Source organism: Pedobacter borealis DSM 19626 (genome assembly GCF_000708285.2).
In the GTDB taxonomy this organism is placed as follows: Bacteria; Bacteroidota; Bacteroidia; order Sphingobacteriales; family Sphingobacteriaceae; genus Pedobacter; species Pedobacter borealis.
In genome coordinates this window covers 18,452-40,410 of the sequence record NZ_JAUG01000039.1, presented here as the reverse complement: position 1 = coordinate 40,410, position 21,959 = coordinate 18,452, and the positions used below count along the sequence as shown (strand labels likewise).

At 39.8% G+C, this 21,959-nt stretch carries 15 protein-coding genes; all 15 read right to left on the bottom strand.

Annotated elements, in window-relative coordinates; genetic code table 11:
- Positions 1-226 precede the first annotated feature (226 nt).
- The 15 genes from AW17_RS12355 to AW17_RS12285 all read right to left on the bottom strand — a co-directional run bounded on the left by AW17_RS12355 (position 227) and on the right by AW17_RS12285 (position 21,828).
- Positions 227-1,822, bottom strand: a complete 1,596-nt coding sequence (locus tag AW17_RS12355) for an aldehyde dehydrogenase (NADP(+)) (RefSeq protein WP_029276804.1) — start codon at positions 1,820-1,822, stop codon at positions 227-229.
- Positions 1,823-1,850: 28 nt separating this feature from the next.
- Positions 1,851-2,702: a fumarylacetoacetate hydrolase family protein gene (locus AW17_RS12350; RefSeq protein ID WP_029276802.1), complete on the bottom strand. Its 852-nt coding sequence runs from the start codon at positions 2,700-2,702 to the stop codon at positions 1,851-1,853.
- A gap of 33 nt (positions 2,703-2,735) precedes the next feature.
- A complete protein-coding gene (locus AW17_RS12345) occupies positions 2,736-4,394 on the bottom strand; it encodes a UxaA family hydrolase (protein ID WP_029276800.1) in 1,659 nt (552 codons plus the stop codon).
- 83 nt (positions 4,395-4,477) lie between these two features.
- A complete protein-coding gene (locus AW17_RS12340; protein WP_029276798.1) occupies positions 4,478-4,738 on the bottom strand; it encodes a hypothetical protein in 261 nt (86 codons plus the stop codon).
- Between the two features lie 224 nt (positions 4,739-4,962).
- Positions 4,963-6,000: a LacI family DNA-binding transcriptional regulator gene (locus AW17_RS12335; protein WP_029276796.1), complete on the bottom strand. Its 1,038-nt coding sequence runs from the start codon at positions 5,998-6,000 to the stop codon at positions 4,963-4,965.
- A 220-nt stretch (positions 6,001-6,220) separates the two neighbouring features.
- Positions 6,221-6,634: a hypothetical protein gene (locus AW17_RS12330; RefSeq protein ID WP_157280282.1), complete on the bottom strand. Its 414-nt coding sequence runs from the start codon at positions 6,632-6,634 to the stop codon at positions 6,221-6,223.
- A 116-nt stretch (positions 6,635-6,750) separates the two neighbouring features.
- A complete protein-coding gene (locus tag AW17_RS12325; RefSeq protein WP_167343674.1) occupies positions 6,751-8,349 on the bottom strand; it encodes an alpha-L-fucosidase in 1,599 nt (532 codons plus the stop codon).
- 87 nt (positions 8,350-8,436) lie between these two features.
- Entirely contained in the window at positions 8,437-9,726 is a 1,290-nt protein-coding gene (locus AW17_RS12320; protein WP_029276789.1) for a DUF2264 domain-containing protein, read from the bottom strand.
- A 58-nt stretch (positions 9,727-9,784) separates the two neighbouring features.
- Positions 9,785-10,963: a glycoside hydrolase family 88 protein gene (locus AW17_RS12315; protein WP_029276787.1), complete on the bottom strand. Its 1,179-nt coding sequence runs from the start codon at positions 10,961-10,963 to the stop codon at positions 9,785-9,787.
- Between the two features lie 53 nt (positions 10,964-11,016).
- Entirely contained in the window at positions 11,017-11,226 is a 210-nt protein-coding gene (locus AW17_RS12310; RefSeq protein ID WP_029276784.1) for a hypothetical protein, read from the bottom strand.
- Positions 11,227-11,388: 162 nt separating this feature from the next.
- The gene (locus tag AW17_RS12305) at positions 11,389-13,746 is read right to left on the bottom strand and encodes a glycoside hydrolase family 3 C-terminal domain-containing protein (protein ID WP_157280280.1); all 2,358 of its coding nucleotides are present in this window, start codon (positions 13,744-13,746) and stop codon (positions 11,389-11,391) included.
- Between the two features lie 64 nt (positions 13,747-13,810).
- Complete coding sequence (locus tag AW17_RS12300; RefSeq protein ID WP_209444248.1) at positions 13,811-15,685, bottom strand: glycoside hydrolase family 97 protein; 1,875 nt, start codon at positions 15,683-15,685, stop codon at positions 13,811-13,813.
- A gap of 151 nt (positions 15,686-15,836) precedes the next feature.
- A complete protein-coding gene (locus AW17_RS12295; RefSeq protein ID WP_157280279.1) occupies positions 15,837-18,275 on the bottom strand; it encodes a glycosyl hydrolase family 95 catalytic domain-containing protein in 2,439 nt (812 codons plus the stop codon).
- A gap of 139 nt (positions 18,276-18,414) precedes the next feature.
- Positions 18,415-20,223, bottom strand: coding sequence for an alpha-L-fucosidase (locus AW17_RS12290; protein WP_029276776.1), 1,809 nt, complete (start codon positions 20,221-20,223; stop codon positions 18,415-18,417).
- Between the two features lie 333 nt (positions 20,224-20,556).
- Positions 20,557-21,828 (bottom strand): SGNH/GDSL hydrolase family protein, encoded by a 1,272-nt coding sequence (locus tag AW17_RS12285; protein WP_036669812.1) that lies wholly within the window; start codon positions 21,826-21,828, stop codon positions 20,557-20,559.
- Positions 21,829-21,959 lie beyond the last annotated feature (131 nt).

Below are 21,959 nucleotides of genomic sequence, written 5' to 3'. Positions count from 1 at the left end.
TGCTGAAAATTATATCTTATTTACGCCTAATCCCGCTTTATCGTCCTGCTGAATTTATTTCAGCATCTTTTTAGCGTGAAAGACCCTGAAATAAATTCAGGGTGACGACCGTCTTAACAGAAAACTTGATTAAAACGCCACAAAATGAGATTTAATAATCGAACTCAGGTATATAATATCTCCGGTAAGATCTGCGTAGCCGCTTTGAGCTATAAAGGGGCTGAAATTAAGCTATCAAACCGTTTTTCCATGATCCATCTACCAACCTCAAAATATTCAATGGATTACTGTTCTTTAATGCTTCCGGAAGTATTTCATCAGGGATATCCTGATATGATACTGGTCTTAAAAACCGATAAATGGCCGCAGTACCCACTGAGGTTGATCGTTGATCGGTAGTAGAAGGAAAAGGTCCACCATGGTGCATGGAATGGCAAACTTCTACACCCGTCGGGAAACTATTATAGATAACACGGCCAGCTTTTTGAGTAATGATATCAATTATTGGTATTAAGTTGCTTTGATCAGCAGGTTCTGCATGTACAGTTGCGGTAAGCTGCCCTTCCAACTGATTTATAACCTGATGGAGCTGTGCTACATCTTTAACCAATACCAAAAGTGTTGCCGGCCCAAAAACCTCTTCACTCAACGCCTTATTGAGGAGAAAATCTTCTGCAGAAACTGTAAGTGCAATTGGCCTGGCTTCATTTCTATCATTATCCGCAGCCTTTATTCCCTGAGCCAAAACAGTTACCCCACTAACGCTTTTCGCTAATTCCAAACCCTTATGATAAGATTTGCTGATATTCTTATTTAGCATCGTTGCAGGTTCGCTGGCGCTTAAATACCCTGCAAACTGATTTAAAAACGCGTTCCCCGTCTCATTTTCAATCAGCAATACCAGTCCAGGGTTAGTACAAAACTGGCCAGCGCCCATTGTTACCGAACCTGCTAATCCCCTGGCAATTGCTTCTCCTTTTGCCTTTAATGCCTCCTCCATCAAAATAACCGGATTTATAGCACTCATTTCCGCATATATGGGAATAGGTTCAGGTCTGTTAACTGTGGCATTGTGGAGAACCATACCTATTTTTCTGGATCCCGTAAAACCAACAGCCTTTATAAACTTATGCTGCACAAGTTTTATTGATTGATCATCGGCAAGATTTAAAGAAGAAAACACACCTTCAGGCATTTGCGTTTTTTGAGCAGCCTTAATGATGGCAGATGACACCAGTTCGCTTGTGCCGGGATGCGAAGGATGCGTTTTAACAATGACCGGGCATCCTGCCGCAAGCGCCGATGCGGTATCTCCTCCGGCAGTTGAAAAAGCCAATGGGAAATTACTGGCACCGTAAACTGCTACAGGTCCAATTGGAATCAGCATTCTTCTGATGTCAGGTTTTGGCAAGGGAGTTCTTTCCGGTTGTGCAGTATCAATTCTCGCATCTACATACCAGCCATCACGTAATAACAACGCAAACATTTTCAGTTGACCACAGGTGCGGCCTCTTTCCCCTGTTATTCTCCCCATAGGCAAACCTGATTCAGCAGCAGCTCTCTCCAAGAGTGATTCCCCGAGTGCCATTATTTCATCAGCAATTGCTTCTAAAAACTCCGCACGCTGTATTGTAGAAGTGTTTTTGTAACTTATAAAAGCGTGATGCGCCAATGTCAGCGCTTGCTCAAACTCCGCTTCTGTAGCATAAACAAACTTTTCTGGCATTGAAATATTCTCCGCTGGATTGAAAGCTTGAAAACTGTTCTCTCCTTTACCACTACGGGTACTTCCAATAAAATTCTCACCTGTTATAGACATCATTATTTTTAAGGTTTAAACTAGCCAGCTATTAACGGATAGCAATATAATTTGTTAATGTGCCAATGTTATCAATACTTATGCTAACCTCATCCTTCTCATTCAAAGTAAAGTCATTAGGCGGTACAATACAGGTTCCAGTCATTAAAAAACAACCATTATCGAAATCACATCCTGCAAACAGGTAGGTTACCAGCTCTTTTAGCGACCGTTTCATCCTGCTAATCGAAACCGAATCACTGAAAACCTCTTTGCTGTCTCTCTTTATCACCATTGCTATCATTGTCTGGTCTGAAATTGGTGCCTCTGGCACATATAAGCAAGGACCCAATGCTGCACTTCTTTCATAAATCTTGGCCTGTGGCAAATACAAGGTGTTTTCGCCCTCAATGCTTCTCGAGCTCATATCGTTACCGATCGTATAAGCCTGAATGTTCCCCGATGAGCTGATAAACAAAGTCAATTCAGGTTCTGGCACATTCCAAACTGAGTCTTTTCTTATATTTACATGCTGATTGTGACCTGCAACGCGATGCGGTAAAGACTTAAAAAACAACTCCGGACGATCTGCGTTATAAACTTTATCATACATACTTGCACCGCCTGAATCCTGAGACTCTTCTTTGCGCGCTTCACGACTGCGCAAGTAGGTTACCCCTGCCGCCCATACTTCCTGCTGTCCAATCGGGGCTTCCGCTCCATTTTCTAATATTGCCAGCGCTTCTACTTCAGGCAAAGATAATGTACCTTCCTGAGCTAACAGGTGAATTAAATGCTGATGGAGATTATCATTGTTTATTAAAGTATCCCAGTCGGTATTTAACAAATAATACCCAGTATCACCATGCAAAAGTGCCCCCTGTTTTGTTTTATATAATTTCATATCCTTGTTTTTAATGATCAAAATGTCTGTTTATTATAAAGATATCCCTCTTTTCCACGGGATAAAATCATTATGTCCTAATGTCTCGGCCTTGGCCCTTACCTGTCCGCTTGCTATTTCAATGATGTAATCCATAATACGCTCACCTACTTGCTTAATTGTTTCTTCACCGGTTATTATAGTTCCTGCATTGATGTCGATGATATCGTTCATCTTTTTATACAATGTGGTGTTGGTAGATATCTTTACAACAGGAGCAATCGGATTACCCGTTGGTGTACCAAGCCCTGTCGTAAAAAAAACAAGCGTTGCTCCTGCCCCAACTTCTGCTGTTGTCGACTCTATGTCACTTCCTGGCGTACACAGTAATGTAAGTCCCGGTTTAGAAACCTGCTCAGGGTAATCCAGAACATCAATAACCGGGGATGTACCAGCTTTTTTGGCTGCACCTGCCGACTTAATTGCATCAGTAATCAAGCCGTCCCGGATATTGCCTGCAGATGGGTTTGAATCAAAGTCCGAGCCTACGGCTTTCGCCCTTTCATGATAAGCAGTCATTAAAGCCATAAACTTTTTTGCAGTACTTTCATCCAGGCACCGATCGCTTAATTCTTGTTCAACCCCACAAAGTTCCGGGAATTCTGAAAGGATTACCGATGAGCCCAAAGCCACTAAAAGATCAGAGGTATAGCCCAAAGCCGGGTTAGCTGAAATCCCAGAAAACCCATCGGACCCGCCACACTCTAATCCGATACAAAGTTTGCTCAATGGTGCCGGCTTGCGCTTATACTCATTGGCCTCCATTAAACCTGCAAAAGTCTGTTTGATGGCCTGGTTTATCAATTCTGACTCTGATCCGACCTGCTGATGTTCAAAACAATACAAAGGTTTGTTAAAGTCTGGATCACGTTTAGTTATCTGCTCTTTCAACAACGATATTTGTGCATTCTGACAGCCCAGGCTTAATACCGTTGCCCCTGCAACATTGGCATGGGTAATGTACCCGGCAAGCAAACCACAAAGATTAATGGCGTCATCTTTTGTGCCGCCACAACCTAATGAGTGGGTTAAAAATTTAACCCCATCGACATTTGGGAATACCCTATTTTCGACTCCTGCCCCAACATCTGTCAAATCTAAATCTACATTCAATATATCTGCTTTAGACATACCTGCCCTATGCATCTTAACCAATTGCTGAACCTGATTATAGTAAGAAAAATCATTATCATAATAGCCCAATCCTTTCATAAAAGCATCTTGAATCACCTGTACATTCTTATTTTCGCAGAACACCAATGGAATAACGAGCCAATAATTGGCTACACCAACTTTTCCATTTTCTCTATGATAGCCCATAAATGTTTTATCCTTCCACGATGATATTTCAGGCACCTCCCAACTAATTTTTCTTTCCTTAAGTTTATAACTACCAGAAGCATGACTAATATTATCTCTGGTAATTACTTCCCCTTTCTTAATCGTTTTATTTGCCTTGCCTACAAGTACACCATACATCAGAACGTCATCCCCCTTATGTAAATCAACCGTAGCAAACTTGTGCTTTGCCTGCACATCAGTAATTAAATTGTACGTACCACTATCATTACTTACAGGCTCTCCAGCTTTTAAATCCGACAATGCTATTTCGATGTTATCGGTGTTATTTATTTTAAGTGTTTTTGATTTCATTAGTTAAGTATTTATTTTTCTAGTAATTGCTTCACAACCAATTTCATCCTATGCAATAATCATGATTTGTCATTTGATTCAGCTTAATGGTGCTGTAGTGAAATACTTTTAGGGTCAATCTTTTTCCCTATTCCTTTTATGGCATACCACGCAATAAAAGCGAAACATACCATTGGCATCAGAAAGGCTATAGACATTCCTAAACGACCCCCTATCAGACCCATTAGCGGAGGACAAAATGCGCCACCTGCAACTGCCATCACCAGAAACGAAGCTCCTTTCTTGGTCAGCGGTCCTAAATCATTGATACCTAAAGCAAAGATTGTTGGGAATATGATCGACATAAAGAAATAGGTAAATTTGTGTACCCAGATATCAAAACCTAATCCGCTTACACGTTTAAGCTAAATGGGATAAAAAAAATGCCGGGGCAATTCTGTTTAAATGGTTTATAATTTGATCGTTAATCAAACTTAAGCTTAAACGTTTAAACAAACAAATATTTTTTTTAGTTTTTCACAGCTTATTATGATTTTCCCAGTTCTGACATCGGTAATTGCAACTTGAGCTAATTCTTTTTAACAGTGGCAGCACTTGATTGTCTTATAATTAATTTAGACGCTATGCTTACCTGCATATTGGCGCTTTTTTTTTCAGATATGTTTTTAATTAAGATCTGAACGGCCTTTTTGCCCATTTCAAGTAATGGCTGTTCTATATAGGTCAGGGGAGAATAAAAGAAATCAAAAGCTTCACTCTCATCAAAACATACAATAGCCACATCATCTGGAACTTTATAGTTTAGCTTATTTAAAGATTTTAATCCTTTTAGCGTAAGCGTGTTTGTAGCGAAGAACAGTGCATCTATTGTAGGGTTTTGAGCAAAAAATTCGCGGATGCCCGCCTCTACTTCTTCTTGACCAGCATTGAAATCAACCATTTTGACCAGGGGGATTTTTGCCTTTAACTGCTTACTGTCTTTAATTGCATCAATGTAGCCCTGCTTTCTATCCAGCATATGAGCCAGATCTGTTTGATAAGCGACCATTCCGATATTTGTCTTTCCGGCTTCAATTAAATGGCTCACCGCTTGATAAGAAGCCTCATAATTGTTGGTCACGACACAATTGGTACCCAGATCCTTAAAATATCGGTCTATCAGCACCAGTGGAATATTGTTCTTTAAAATCGCTTCAATCTGATCTTGCGAATTTTCTGCCGGTGCAATAATGAAACCATCAACCTGTCTTTCGGTTAAAATATTAATCAGGTTTTGAGATTTTTTCGCATTTTCATCCGAACTCGCAAAAATCACAGTATAGTTAAATTTCTTTGCCTCATCCTCAATATTCCTCGCAAGATTGCCGAAGAACGGATTGGAAATATCTGCTACAATTAATCCAAAAGTGTATGATTTTCCTGTTTTCAAGCTTTTGGCTATCTGGTTTGGCTGATAACCCATTTTCACCGCTGTATCTCTTATCACTTGTGCGATTTCTTTTCCAACACGTGCTTCTTTTTCCTTATTATTTAACACGTATGAAACCAGGGCGGTAGAAACACCTACAGTTTGTGCAATATCTTTAATGGAAACCTTCTTACTCATCTTGTAAAGATATGCTTAATCGATTAACATAAAAATCTCAAGATAATAGATTTTTCCCCTTCTGCCTTTTAAATCATAGCTTTAATCCAGTCTCGACCAGAAATTCCCTTAATTTAAAATAGGTATCAATGGTTATATTCGAAACCTTCGGCAAGTACTAAGCTGTTTTTCATCATGACTTTGGCCTAGTGTAAATGAGTTTAGCATAATTCCCTTCTTTTCAGCGACTTGGCTTAAATTTTTCCTCCAGTATGGCATTTCCTACCCTTTGCAACTTTGCTTCCCGTTCGGCAATTTTCTCCTTCCTCCCGTTAAGTTCAAGGATATTGCTGGCATAGACCTTTAATATATTGGCGGCTTTTTCACTCAAAATTGTATCTGCTTTCGCGTTTACTCTACGATCAGCTAAAAACCTGATGAGCTGTCCGACCGGTTTATCCAGTTCCTTAGCTACATCATCCAACCGGTAACCCATGAAACTGTTCTTCACTTCTTTTAGGCTTTCCAGTGTATCAAACTCCTGAATAAACACCTTCGGAAACTTCTTCCGTCGGAGAATGGGCTTTGATGGAGCTAAAATCAACTTTAATTGTTCCTTAAAATAAAACTGTATTTTAACCTTTCGGATTTCCATCAGAATCTCACCTTCAACAGCTTGCAATCCTGATAATGCGTATTTTTTGAGGTGATTGATTAAAGCATCAACCTGATCAAGGCTACCGTAAATTCAACCTGTTGTCCCATTAGACTTTATTTAGTAGTTACTAATTTCTGATCTCCATATAAGCTCATATTAGGGTGAAGTATTACCAGACGAAACTCATATATCTTCCCTTTTTCCAATCCTTTGGGGTTGAAAGATATTTTTCCTATCCTTTTTACATCGATAATCGGAGTCCGTTTCCAATCTTTGGAATAAAGATTTTCCGCAAAACCGGCATATATCCTGTATTCGAAGCATGCTTTCAACCCCTTAGATTCACCCATATTCAGAACTCTTCCATTAAACGCTGTAATATTGTCTTTCGCTTCAGCATTCTCTGTAACAAAGACTGGGGGAATTAATGCTGGCGTTACGTTTTCCAGTTTCACCGTTATTGGATTAGGCCATTTATAATTGTTATATATACGCTGTGCATTTACTACTGATATATGTAGCCCGTCTTCCTTTTGAGTAAAATAGGATTTAGCATCCTTTCCTTCTGAGTATTCTATTATTGAACTACTGTGTCCCAGAACACTTATCTTTGTTTCGGTAGTGGCTTTGATCGATGAAAGTAGAAAGTCTTTTCGTTCTCCATGTCTCCAGTTAGGTAAACCGGTTATTACAGCATACACCGTTTTCCGGTCTTTCGAAGCTGTATACCAGATATTCTCTTCATTGGATACTATCCATGGTCTCACGCTTTGAACTGCTTCTTGATTGATAAAGTTCCAGGCGGCTATTTCCGTAAGCCTTCTTTCTTCGGGATCTGCAATTACTCCATCTGGCTTAGGGCCTACATTTAGCAACATATTCCCCCCTTTTGCCCGGGTTTCTACCAAAATTTCAATCAGCCGGGTTCCTGATTTCAGATCATCATTAGTAGGCTTATAATTCCATTGCGTACCCATGGTCAAACAAGATTCCCACAGGCTATCTGTAATCCCTCCGGGAACAGTTTGTTCAGGTGTATTGACAGCCCCACGAGTAATTACGACATCAGGTTGTAGCTTCCATGCTTCTTCTCTGCAAACTTCTTTATAATCGCCGTCTATAAACAGCATATCAATTTTTCCATAGTTAGTGAATAACTCGCGAGTTTGGGCCCTAATCAACTCTTCATAGGAATCCATTATTTTTTTTGATGGGATTTTGATACCACGATTAACGGGAATCCCATTATCATGCAGGAACTTAAAGTCTTCAGGAGAATAATAAATTCCGACGGCCAGGCCCGCTTTACGGGCTCCTTCTACAAAGTCCTTTAGCAAGTCCTTCTTGTAAATGGTATTCATGATATTGAATTTTGTAGTTTGGGTATCCCACATACAAAAGCCTGCATGATGTTTGGCCGTTATGCAAATGTATTTCGCCCCGGCAAGCTTTGCCTGCATGGCTATTCTGTAACCATCAAATTTGTAAGGATCAAAAGTTTTTGGAAGTTCAGTGAAGTACCGGTTTAAATAATCTTCGGATGCTCCAACTATCGAATGACTGATGACCATACCCAACTGGCTATCTATATTCATGTGGAGAAAGATCCCAAACCCCAAATCACGTAGCCATTCCTCGCGTTCAGGTTTGTTTTTATTTCCAGAAAAAGCGTTGTCGCTAACTTCCTTCTGTGCAATACTTTTTGTACTCAAAAGGAATAGTAAGACAAATAAAGTTGTGTATTTCATAAAATTGGCAATCAATTCCTAATTATTAAGCTTATATTCTTGTTATTTCTTTTAATAACTAACCTTGTAGTCTTTTGGAGTTTGTTTTCCAGACCAAGCTTTTTTCGATGTCCAGTCTGCAGGAGCATCAGTCCAAAAAGGATTATCAGCAGGTAATCCCAGTGGCAAAAATGCCAATGTTGCCATATACAGGCTTCCCGTCGACGTGTACAGATCGGCAATATCAGGCTGAGACCCACAAAACCCTAAAACCAGCCAACCCTTATTATCAAAATTATCACATTGATCATACATGCGGTTCATAACTGCCGTTAAACCACACCTTACCTGTGCGGGTGTAATGTTATTCAGTTTCTCCATCAGCGCCGTCTGCGCCAAAGCCTGAAAAGCACCTGTACGATAAGTCATTGACCGGCCAAAAACAGGAAAAGTACCATCTGGCGCAATCATACGCTCCAAAAATTCAGAATAGCGGCCCATGCGTTTTACGGCCAAATCATAATCCTCTTGTGGGTACATCTTCTTTGCTGTGACGATGCCCAACAGATCGACCATCATAGGATGCATCACAAAGGAATTATAATAGTCAACACACAGTTTCGATCCATCACTGTACCAGCCATCACCACTATACCATTCGGTTGTTTTTCGTATGGCATAATCTATCCGCACCGGATCATAATCTGCTCCAACTTTCAATAAAAAACCTTCGGTTATTCCAGAAAATAGTAACCAATTATTAAAAGTTGCTTTCCGGTTGCGTAGGCTTTTAAATTCCTGAATAACTCTTTTCTTTGTTAAAGCATCCAATGGTTCCCACAATGCCTTTGGTGCACGGATAAAAGCATGTGCCATAAAAGCCGCGTCTACGAGAGGCTGTTGCTGTTTCGAAAAATTCAAATAATCCTTACTGTTAGGATCAACTCCATGGGCGATCCCCTGCAACAATTCTGTTCTTAATTGTTTGCGCATTACACCCTCTTTAGTATTGTCATCTGGTAAAGCAAGCCAAGGCGCAACGCCTGCCATTGTTCGCCCAACAGCTTCCAAATAAGAAACCTCGCTTGCAACCATCCCATATGCTTTACCGTAGTCGGGAAGCGTCTCGAGGGGCATATTCTTTCTCAAAGTTTCATTCGCTAAATTGTGGATCACCGGATAACTCATTTTATAGAGTAATTGACTCCAATATTCACGGTCCCTCTTGCCATTACCGGCATCAGTTGTCTCTATTCGCATCTCATTCGTCTTCATTTGCGCATCAACGCCTGTCGTAAATGCAAGAAAAAACGACATTAACAACGAAAGGCTGCTTAATTTTATTTTTATAGAATAAATCATAGTTTTTAACTTTTATTTGTTCTGTGGAATTATAGTCGATCCTGGTATAGTGAGGCAATTACAAATACCACTTTTTATATCTTAAAAGAGCCTCCAGGTAATAATAATCTGCATAGGTAAGCGGTACATCGATTTCCGTTTTATTTGGCATATGCCCAACGCTGTGTAAAAGTAAAAAACCACCATTTTCACCCAATTTTGCACGGTATTTATCAGATGCCAGTGATCTTAACATCGTTTCGGCAGTGTTGACATAGAGTTTTTTTTCTTTCGCTCCTGTATATTGCCCTAATTCCAAAAGAGCTGAAGCAATCAAAGCCCCTGCAGACGCATCTCTATATTGGGTAGGTGTATTTGGAGCATTATAGTCCCAATATGGGATTTTATCCGCCGGAAGATTTGGATGGTTGATCAAAAAAGCAGCAATTTTCCGGGCCTGGTTCAAATAGTTTTTGTCTTTAGTAAAACGGTACATCATGGTGTAGCCGTACAGCCCCCATCCCTGACCACGCGCCCAGGCAGAAGAATCTGCCAGTCCCTGCCAGGTTATTTTTTTGATAATCTGGCCAGTTTTCAAATCATAATCTACCAGGTGATATGAGCTGTTATCGGCCCTAAAATGTGTTTTTAAAGTAGTATTCGCATGGTTTATTGCTATTTCCTTAAATCTCTTATCACCCCCGTTGTCGCTTACCCAGCACAGCATTTCCAGGTTCATCATATTATCGATAATAACAGGGCATTTCAACAACTCATTACTGTCCCAGCTCTGGATCGATTCAATAGATGGGCGATAACGGGTCGCCAATGACATTGCCGAGGTATCGATGGTCGCTTTATCTTCTGCTTTATGAAAAAGGCGATAAGCGTTCCCAAAACTGCAATACATCATAAAACCTAAATCATGATTTCCCAGATAATGTTTTTCTTTCTCTAGAATGGCCAGGCGTTTTTCGGCTTCAGCTTTAATATCCGGATTTTTGGTATACTCATATATATAAAGGAGAGAACCCGGGTAAAAGCCACTGCACCACCACTTTGTATCGCTGGTTACAACCTTGCCAGTGGCAGGATTAAATGTTCTGGGCATCTCACCTGATGCAATGTTATGCTTTAATACCCCATACTGCTCTGCGGCAAAATGAAATTGCTGGTCGATAAGCACGCTCATTTTTTGCTTCTTTTGTGCAAAAAGCGAACCGCTTGCCATTAAGAAAATAAAAATTATTTTTTTCATAGTCTTGGTTTAATCAATGATTTTTTGATTTATTTTTTTTTATGATGACAATTCTATTTAACAATTAGTTCTTTCTCCAGCCATGAGCCCACCTTTTCGGCCCAAGCTTCCCCATAAACCTTAAGCCCTACCTTACTAAAATGAATTCCGTCACCGCCATGGTCACGAAGGCCGCCAAGCATTTTATCCAAATCAGGGCCTTCCAATGCAACACCTTTTTTCCATAGTATTTTTTGTCCTCTGCGCGAATTGGTTTCTACCACTTCAATCGAATCGTCTTATATTTATTGGTTATCATTATCTTAATTTAGTGGCTATCATTATCGCTTACAATTGTTCCCCCACCACTTGTAAATAATTCATTGCCCTGTTTTTTTTACTAGTTGGTACAACTTTAGTAAAATGTCCCTTTTTTCCTTTAAAATTTATTCAGAAAAGAAAACAGTACGATGAGGCATCGTAATTTTATTCCCCTTCAGCTCAATCTCTCCAATTAATTTTATATCGGTTGAAGATGCGCCGGCTTTAATTTCATAAAAACCTGGCGCTATCTCCCATGTGTTACCATTATAATAAGCAAATTGTTGCGGCGAAACCTTAAAGCTTATCAATTTTCCTTGGCCTTTTTTTAGTTCAGTCCTCTTAAAACCTTTCAACTGTATGGGTTTCAAGTTGCTATTTGGCTCCTTTGGCGATAAGTATAGCTGTGTGATTTCAGTTCCATCCATAGCACCAGTATTTTTTACTTTAAAAGAGACTTTAATCCAATCATCTGTAATATTGGCCGTTAAAGGAACTTGTAAATTACTGTATGTATAATTAGTATAAGACAAACCGTAACCAAAGGGATACAATGGCATGTTATTTTTGGAATAGCCTTCGTTATATGATATTTCTTCCTGCTCTTCATATTTAGGATAACTAACCGTCAATTTACCTGATGGATTGAAATTCCCTAACAATAAATCTGCAATGGCATTGCCCCCTTCTTCACCCGGAAACCAGCCCTGTACAATAGCTGCACATTTAGATTCTAATTCTGTAATAACCTGTGGACGACCACCAAAAACCACCAAAATCACTGGTTTTCCAGTTGCCAATAATTTTTGTACAAAAGCTTCCTGTTCCCCTGGCAATCGTATTCCCTTACGTTCCCTACCCTCGCCGCACAGATAAAAATTCTCACCCATAACCGCAATAATAACATCACTTTCATTTGCAATTTTTAATGCATTCTTTACATTTGGTTGTGGTAAATCTTTCAAAATTTCAATCTTTATCTTACTTAACCTATCATCACCAACTGTTTTGATGTCGATAGCGGCTTCCAATGGTGCACTCCAATCGCAGCCTCTCTCATGTAGAATAGTAAAATCGGATGTGGCTTTATTTTTCAAACCATCAAACACCGTTACCAACTTTGGATAATTTGGATTGATAGGAATGTTCCACCAAAATGCCGACATCGCCTGGTAAGTATAATCACCAACTAAACCTTGATAAGTAGATGCATTTGGACCTACCAGGGCTATTTTTTTAATTTCCTTTTTTAGCGGAAGGATACCGTTGTTTTTTAGAAGTACCAATGATTGACAGGCTGCCTCGTATGCCAGTTTTCTTTGAGAAGGCGGATCCATATTTAAAGGTCCGTCTTTTCCAAATTGAGGATTCTTATCCAACAAACCTAACTTGGCTTTTAATATCAATTCTCTTTTTACTGCGGCATCAAAAGTTTGCTGGCTTACCTTTTCTTCGTTAATAGCTTCCAACAAATAAGGAAAAGTTTTTCCTGCCGCTAATTCTACATCAGCACCCGCATTAATGGCTTTAATACCCGCAGCCTTAAGTGTTTGTCTCGTCTTGATTTCACCCGCTACCAATCCAATAGCGCTGTAATCACTTATTACCAAACCATCAAAATTTAAGTATTTACGTAAAATATCATTCAATAAGGTTTTGTTAGCTATAGAATAATCGCCGTTGTGAAATTGGTGATAGCCAGGCATTACACTTTTTACGCCAGCCAAGCGAATTACCGCTTCATGAGGAAATAAAAATTCCTCATATAATTCCTTCACACCGGTTGATTTGCTGCCATAACCAACAAAATGTTTGGTCGTTGCGGCAACACCACTTCCAAACCCCTTGCCTTGTAAGCCATTGACAAAAGAAACACCCATCTTCCCTGTTAAGTAAGGGTCCTCACCGAAGCTTTCTTCGATGCGCGGCCAGTGTGCGGTTTTAATTACATCCAGCATAGGCGATAGTGCCATGGTGGCGCCTCCATTACGCATATTTATGGCCGTTGTCTGCGTATTCCTTTCTATCATTTCAGGATTCCAAGTACATGACATTCCAATTTGTTGCGGGAATGTTGTTGCTCCAAATGTCGAAAAACCTGTAATGGCCTCTTCATGGAAAATGGCAGGGATCTTAGCAGGCGTTTGAGTCATCAAATACCTTTGAACTTCTCTTACAAAATCCCTTAATTCTTCCGGTTTCATACTTAACGAAGAAGAATATTGGCATAGATGCCCAATGCCGTATGGTATTTTTTGCTTGCATTTTTCTAAGGAGAATACGCCATTTTCCATTAACTCGCTAGGGCGAATACCAATTAATTGAGCCAACTTGTCTTCATTGGTTATCTTCATCATTAGCAAATCAACCTTAGCTTCAACGTCTTTATCGATAAATGGCTTATTGTTATTTTTGATTGTTTGGGCGTAGGAAATTTTAACCATTAGCAATGCAACGCACATCATTTTTAATTTCATTATCATGGTATTATTAATATTGTTCAAAAAAATAACGGGCAAATTGACTACCTCTGTTTTTACTTATTTTCTAAATCTCCTCAACAATCATTGTGCAACCACCTCTGGCAAGCAATTCTAATTTCATTTTAGAGGCAGAAGAAATTTTAAGTTTTTCTATCTTAACATGAGTCGCCGTTTTCACTTTTTCTCCTCCATCCGAGTAAATCGTTACCAGGTATTTTTTTGATGGATCCAGGAAATTGAACGAAAAGTCGATAGTACGCCTATCATTATTGGTCATACAGCCTACAAACCATTTTGTGCCACTACGGCGTGCAATTGAAATGGATTCTCCTATGCTTCCGCTCAAAACTTTGGTATCATCCCAAACCGTTGGCAGTTGGTCAAAAAACTCCAGTTCTGGAACATCCAATACATCAGACGGACTATCATACCAATACAAAAACTGTAATGGACTATAAAATACAACAGAAGTGGCCAACTGATGTCCTGGAGTATTTTTTAATAAACGATTTTCATTCGTAGCGTTTGGCCTAAACTCCTTACGGGCAAAATAACATACCGTACAATCTGCCGGGCCGCAAAGAAAACGGGTAAAAGGCAGTGAAGTGTTATTGTTTGCGTCTGGAAATTCTTCATTTCCGCGCACGCCTTCCTGGGTTAGCAGATTAGGATAGGTACGGCTAAAGCCTGTTGGGCGGTATTCATCATGGATATCAACCATCATATTGTATTTGGCACATTTTGCTACAGCCTCGTGCAACCATGTTGTCCACCTGAAGCTCCCAACATTAACAAATCCAAATTTAATTCCTGCAATACCCCACGATTTATAAAGCGGGAGGATTTCGTCAAGATGATCGGTAAGCGCCCTTTGGTTGACATATACCCAAACGCCGATACCTTTGGATTTTGCATATTTGGTTACCTCTTCCAGATTCAGATCATTCGCCAGGGAACGATCGGGATCTACATGTTTATAATCTAACGGATCTGAGCCCTTAAGTGTTTCGGCACCATACCACCCTGCATCAAAATGGATATATTGTAATTTTCGCTTTTCGGCAAAATCAACGGCAGCTTTGGCATCCTTCGTGGTGAGTCCTACACGAATAATCTTTCCCGGTTTGATCCAAACGGTATTTTTGATTTTTGACTCTGGATTTAAATTCAGGTAAATATCATTATTGGCTAATAAATCAGTAGGTTTTTCGGCAACCATAATTACTTTCCAGGGCATTTCAAGCGTCGCAAATTCCTCTACGGTATCATACATCGAACTGCGGATGATATTTTCTTCACCTTTATCAACCCTGAATTTGGTCCGGGAAAAGTTCGTTAAAGCAGCTTCTCCCAATGCCCCATAAAGTCCATTGCTAAATTTTAAGGTTAAAGGACGTTCTGCCTCCCCTTTCCAATCTTTAACTGGCATCAGTTCTACAACCCCTTGTGCCGAATAAGTAAGATAACAAAAAGTCTTTTCAGGAACCCGAAAGGTAGTTTGATCGGCGCTGATTTTCATAAAATCTCCACCTCTACCATATCCTGTTGCATTTTCCCGCTCGGCAAACACGTATCTAAAAGCGATTCCCTCATTATAGGCACGAACGATAACATGCAATTTGCTGCTTTTCCCTTCTTGCTTCACAAAGAATATGGTTTGATTGTAATTATCGTGTATCTCCGAGCGTTCGCCATAAACCGGATTCCAGACCGTATCTTTGCTGCTTTTCACTTCTTTCTCTATCGTAAATCTACTATCCCAGCCGTTTATACCCATATTGGAGTTTAAGATTACCGGAATTTCTTTATAAGAGATATCATAAATTAATTCTCCCTTGGCTTTTGGAGAATCTGCTGTACGAATATTTAGTTTAAGCTTGCCATTAGGCGAAACAACCGTATAACCATCGGCAGCAAAAGATTTTTTTGTAAATAACATCAATAGAGTTATAATAAAAATCGCTGTTTTTTTCATTTTTAGTTTTTTAAAAATCATTAAATAATTGGGAATATTTTCTAAAATATTAAATTAAACGGTTTATAATTTTTTCATCAATATTATTCCAAATAGCTATTACTTACAGTCTTATTTATTTAACCGGAAGCAAGTTTAAATTTTTGTCAAAAAAATATTTTTTTCCGGCTTTCAACTCTATTGTTTTAGACTTCGTTCCAAAAATAATTTTACAATCATCATTTTTTCCTGCGTGGATGGTTGCTGAAAGAAGCTTACCTTCTGCCCATTCAATATCCAGCTTATGCCCGCCATGGATGCGCACTCCTGCTAATTTTCCTTTCGGAAAATCTTTCGGACAGGCAGGTAATAATTCAATGCGGCCAGGTTGTGAGAATACCAACAAATCGGATAACAGACGTTGTAGACTTAATACGGCATCTAAATTGTAAATAGCATGATTGGGGTTGTGCGAAGTAACCAATCCATCATAAACATAATCACGACGAGAGAACCGGTCAAGGTTCACTTGCACTTTTTGTGTATCGTGCAACCTTGCTGCCATCAGGGCAACATGAATTAATCCATGCGCCGATTCAGTATCATACTTAAATCGTTTTTCAAGGGCTACCCGAGCAGCCTGAAGAAATTTAGGGTTACTATTCGCTTGAAGAAATTCCGTTCCCGGAAAAATAGGATACAGATGTGAGTTGTGACGATGGGAATAATTGTCAGCAGCATTTTCAGGTATCCACTCTGCCAATGCTCCTTCTTTGTTAATGCGATACGGAATTAAATGATCATAATAGTATTTCCATTTTTCCATATCTGCCTTAGCTAGTTTAAACATTTTTCCCAACTGTAAGAGATGATCAAAAACTTCACGTGCCACAGCTATGTCTACCGTAGCATCTTTTGAAAGTATTGTACCTTGTCCAGGTATAAAATTTTCAGGCGAGATACCTGGTGAAATATGATAGTAACCGTCTTTTTCTTTAGTCAGGTAATCTTCATAAAAATTAGCCATTTCCAGATACAATGGCAATACTCTATTTTGTAAAAAATTACTGTCTCCAGTTAGCATCCCATGCTCATAAAATGGCATGAGATTCCATCCGGCACCAGATGGCCAATACATCCAAGGATACTCAGCAAAAAAATGATTTAGGTACCCTTTTTCGGGATCACTGTAATGCGGCACCAAAAAGCCCCGGCAACCGAGATAGTTCATGGCATTGAGCCTCCAGGCGGGTAACAACCGTTCTACATAACCAAAATAAGATTCTGCACATTCAGGCAAGTCGCCTTTTGAGATGGCAGAGATGGCAAGGTTTACATTTGAATCAAATACAAAACCGCCAATCCATTCGGGTTTCCAATTGCCACCCCATATCCCTTGCAAAGGAGGAGGATATTTTCCTGAAGTAGAAATCAGCAGGTACCTGCCCATCGCATGCATTTGTTCTAAAAAGAGCGGCGTTACCCCTTTCTCCTTTGCTTCGGCAAGCATTTTTTCTGTTGGAGTAGAAACCCATTGCGATGAAGAGCCTAGGTCTAACATTACCCGACGGAACATTTCTCCATGCTGTTTTGCATGGGGTTTCAGTAGGCTTTCATAATCTGTTGGCATAGCCGATAATTCATTCCGGACGAATGTTTCCTGGGTGGTATTGCCATATTCTAAAGGCGTAATTCGTAAGACCACTAAAATTTCGCTGGCGTCATTTATTTGAATGCCATTATCAACAATACTTACTTTTCCTCCTTTGGCTGTTACCCTTGCCAGTCCTTCATACCCACCAGAATCATTGGCATATTGGGCGTGATAAGTAAGCCATTCCGGTTCTTCTGCTCCGGTTTTAACAGAACGGAATGCCTTGCTTATATCATCACCATCCATACTTTTTCCTGTTCTACCCGGTGTTTCAGTAAGATTAAGTGTTACCGTTAGTTTCTTTCCTGCAGTATTACGTATCCGTAATACATTTACATTATGAATTCGGGAAGAAAAAACACTTTCTTCTACTCTCCCATTATCATCGTTCCAACTTGTAAGTACTTCCCCCGTTTCCATATCCAACTGGCGGCGATAGGCAGATACGTTTTTTGTATTGTTAATTTTTATATTTAAATCAAAAGCAGGATGGGGAGAAATGGGCCATCCTCCTGGAGCCCCCATTTGGGCTAATTGTTTACGAGCCTCGGTATTCGCAAGCCGTGCCGCTGCTGTAAACCGACTGGAGTCAACCAGTTTTCTTACTTCGGGCAATAAGTTTGCGATGTTAGCCACTGCAATCTTGTTACGATCCCATGACCGCAAAAAAAGTTCTTCATGCACACAAATGATCCGTTCATTTCCTCCTGCTCCGGTAATCATGGTACCCTGCTTTCCGTTTCCGGTAACAAAAGCATTTTCCCAGACAAGTGCCGGCTTTTCCGACCAAGCAACCCAGCGACCAGATTTAATTTGTGCTGATGCTGGGGAATAGCATACAATAATGGTTACAAAAAATAACAAGATTTTAATACCGGGGGAAAGCGAAATCATATAAAATTTTTTAATTATTATTTTCAATTATTTTATTACCACATTCATCAGGGTTTTAGCAGGAAATTTAACCTACTTAGCCGTAGTTCTCCAGATCTAAATTAACTTCACAATCGTCTAAATTTTCCATTTAACCCGCAGTTGAAGTCCAATTTAGATTTCTATTTCAATCTATTTTTTTAAATTTTATGGCAGATAAACTTGCTTTTTCTTTATCGCCGCCTAATAATGATACGGACAAAGTATATTTTCCGGGATGCTCAAACTTCATCCAGCCCATGGGATACCAAGAATAAACTGAAGAAGAATTTTGTTGGTTTTGAACAATCGCCCCTCCGCTGCTTTCAATTTTCCAAACCAAGCGCCCTACTCCCGTATAATTTAATTCAGTTTGATAATAACCTGGCTTTAAAACTTCAACTTCCCACTCTAATTTGCTGTTGGTAGTCCATTTGATGACTTCATTGATATGTTTCCACTCACCAAATTTTTCCATCCATGATTTTCCATTTTTCTCACAGTTTATTGCTGTTGCAAAATCGGCATGAATTGTCGTTTCAATTTGGGGGTCTATACTTTGTATTGAATTTGCCTTTGGGTCGCCTTTGACCGTTATTTCTACCACTGATACCAGCATTTCTGGGGCTTTCGCTGGCACAAGAATATCTATCCATCCATTCTTTTTGGAAAATAGCAAAGGCTCATGTTTGCCGTTATTCAATAACTTTACAGAAGTTATTTCAGAGCGTAGTCCCGATAGGTACAGGTGTCCACTTACTGGCCAGTCGTAAACCAAAAGCGAGATTTTATTGCCCTGCACTGTTGCATCGCCCCAAGGCAAAGCGTGTTTCCAAGGAGAGGCCTTTGCTCCATATATAGTTTGGGGGTATTTTTTTATCCAGGTGCCCGAATTTAGTAATGCCATTGCCGCCTGCTCAGGTATTGTGCCATCTGGTTTAGGACCAACATTTAACATGTAAGTACCTCCCCTGGCAACAGTAGAAAGGGCGCGTGTCAGAATTTCCTTAGGGCTTTTCCAATTCTGGTCATACCCTGCATAACCCCATGAATCATTCGTTACGTCGACCGATTCCCACAATCCTTCTACATTCTGTTTAGGAACCTCCATGTCCCCTAAAGTGGTATAATCCCCTAAGTTATGCCCAACGCGCCCGGATACGTAAGCCCCCGGCTGATTTTTATGTACCAATTCTACCAACTGCTCCGCATATTTTTTGTCCATTCCTCCTGGGGTATCAAACCACACCAGTTCTATGGGTCCATATTCGGTAGTGATCTGCTTGACCTGGGGATAACACTTCTCTTTAAAAAAGTCATCAAATGATTTTTTGTTTCCCTGTTCATCCTTCTGGGGACCACCATTGCCCCCGGGTGCTGTCCAATCCTGATTCTGGGAATAATAAAAACCAAAACCTAGCCCTGCATTTTTACAAGCCTGGGCAAGTTCAATCATTGGATCTCTCTTAAAGGGAGTAGCATCAACGATATTAAATTTATTGTCTTTAGAATGAAACATCGCAAATCCATCATGGTGTTTACTGGTAACAACAATATATTTCATACCTGCATCCTTAGCGAGCTGTGCAATGGCCTTTGCGTTAAAATTTACCGGATTAAAATCTTTGGCCACAGCCATGTATTCCTGCAGGGTAATATTGGCCATATTGCTGTTCATGATCCATTCAGCAATACCATAATATGTTTTTCCTTTCCACTGATTGCCTATCTGTGAATATAATCCCCAATGTATAAACATGGCATATTTGCCATCCCGAAACAACTTCCCCCTTGAAAGATTTGTTTCAGCGTTTACGTTGCCCTTGCCCTCCCACATTTCATCCATTTTCTTCTTCGCTGGTTCCTGGGCCGGTACCATTCTAGCTGAGAAAAGAAAGAAGAAAAACAAGGCTATTAACCTGAAAACCTGTATGTGATTGACTTTGAATTGTATCATTTATTAATATTTAAAATAAAACCATTTTGAACACTATCTTAGCAAAGGCTGGAGTACTTTCCACATTTCCTCCGCTACAAACAAATTTCTTTTTCATTAAAATGCACGCTGTCTTTTGTCAAAACACCAATTTCGGCATTACTGGGGTTGTTGGCCGTTAAGCACCCCCACAAAAGATTTTCGACGATCACAGACAAACAAGGAATATTCAGCGGCAATATTTCTAATGATCTTGCTGTACTGGTTCAGCTCCCCATCCTGTTCATTAGAGTTATCATTCCGTTCGCCAATTACAAATTTTTGAGCTCAATGTCATCTTAACTTTTTAGACCCTTATTTCAGGATTTTTCCTTCTATCAAGATTTTACCTATGTAAAGGTTATTCGGTTTGTAGACTTCAGGATTCTTTGTTATACTTTCTTTATTAGACAAGATTGCAGTTTTGTCAAAAGGCTCGCACAGGGACCTAAGCACCACCGTGTGTTTTTTATCTTCAAGACCGCCAATAATACCATAGTTCATCCTTCGATAGCTACAATATGGATCAAACCTCCTAATCGTATCCTTTACCGCGCCGTCAATTTCCACGATAACCCTTCCTGCATCAGGTCCCATAATATCGAAGAAGCCAAAAGAGCGTCCTTTAAAATGAATAGTAATCGTCTCCCCTGATTGCCCCGCCTTTCCAATAAAGGGAAGGAAATTGCTAAACTCAGAGAACGAAGGATTCTCCTTCGAATTTATCAGCTCCCAGTTTGAACTTAACTTTACATCCTTTATGTCAACCATTTGAGTGTTAACATAACAATCGGATACCATTGGCTTTGGAAGTTTGCTTTTTACTAACGAACTTGCATTCGTGGGAATCATTTTCTCAAACGAACGTTTCAAAACATTTTGATAAATAACATGTCCTGTTTCAGGATAAGGATGAGTGCCATCAGGACTGAACACTTTTAAGCCTTTCTGTTCCTTTGCGCTGGCTTCCAGAATAAGCTGTTGATTACTCACCATGCTTGCTATTTCAAAACCGAAGTTGATGCTGGGAATCCCATAATGATCGGCTACTTTTTCCATCTGTTGAGCCGAATTAGGCAGCATTCCTTTTTGTTCCTCTTCCAATGAATATTTTGAAATAGTATAAACAAAACATATATCGGTATAAGGGTTTGCCTGCTTGATCTGCCTCACAATCCCTTCCATTGAACGAATAATCTTTGCCGATTCTGTTTTTCCATCGTTAACCGCAAACTCAACAAAAACTAAATCTGGTTTGTGCTTCAATACCTGTTCCTTTAGCCTAAACGCACCAAAGTCGGAACCTGTTCCGTTAACGGCCGCGTTCACTTCCGAAAATGAGGCTTGAGGAAAACGCTCCTTAAACCAATTTAGCGAATGCACACGCCATCCTTCCTGTTTGGTGATACTTCCCCCTAAATAAGCCACTTTTACCGATCCGCTTTGCAATGCCTTTGAAAAAAAGTTTGGCAGGCCCGCTCTGACTGAGAACTCATTCCATGCCCTCTTATCTTCTATCCCTTGTGCTCCAGCAAATTCGCTCACTTGCAATAAGCATAGGACTGTTAGTACAATAATTCTTTTCATCCGTATATAATTTGTTTTTTAATGATGATGAAGCCGTCATGAGCAATATTTTTCACAGCTTGTCTATTTTTTAATCGGTGTTCAAGAGCTCGCAAGCTCGGTTCATTTCGCTTTGCAAGTGTCTGCTCACG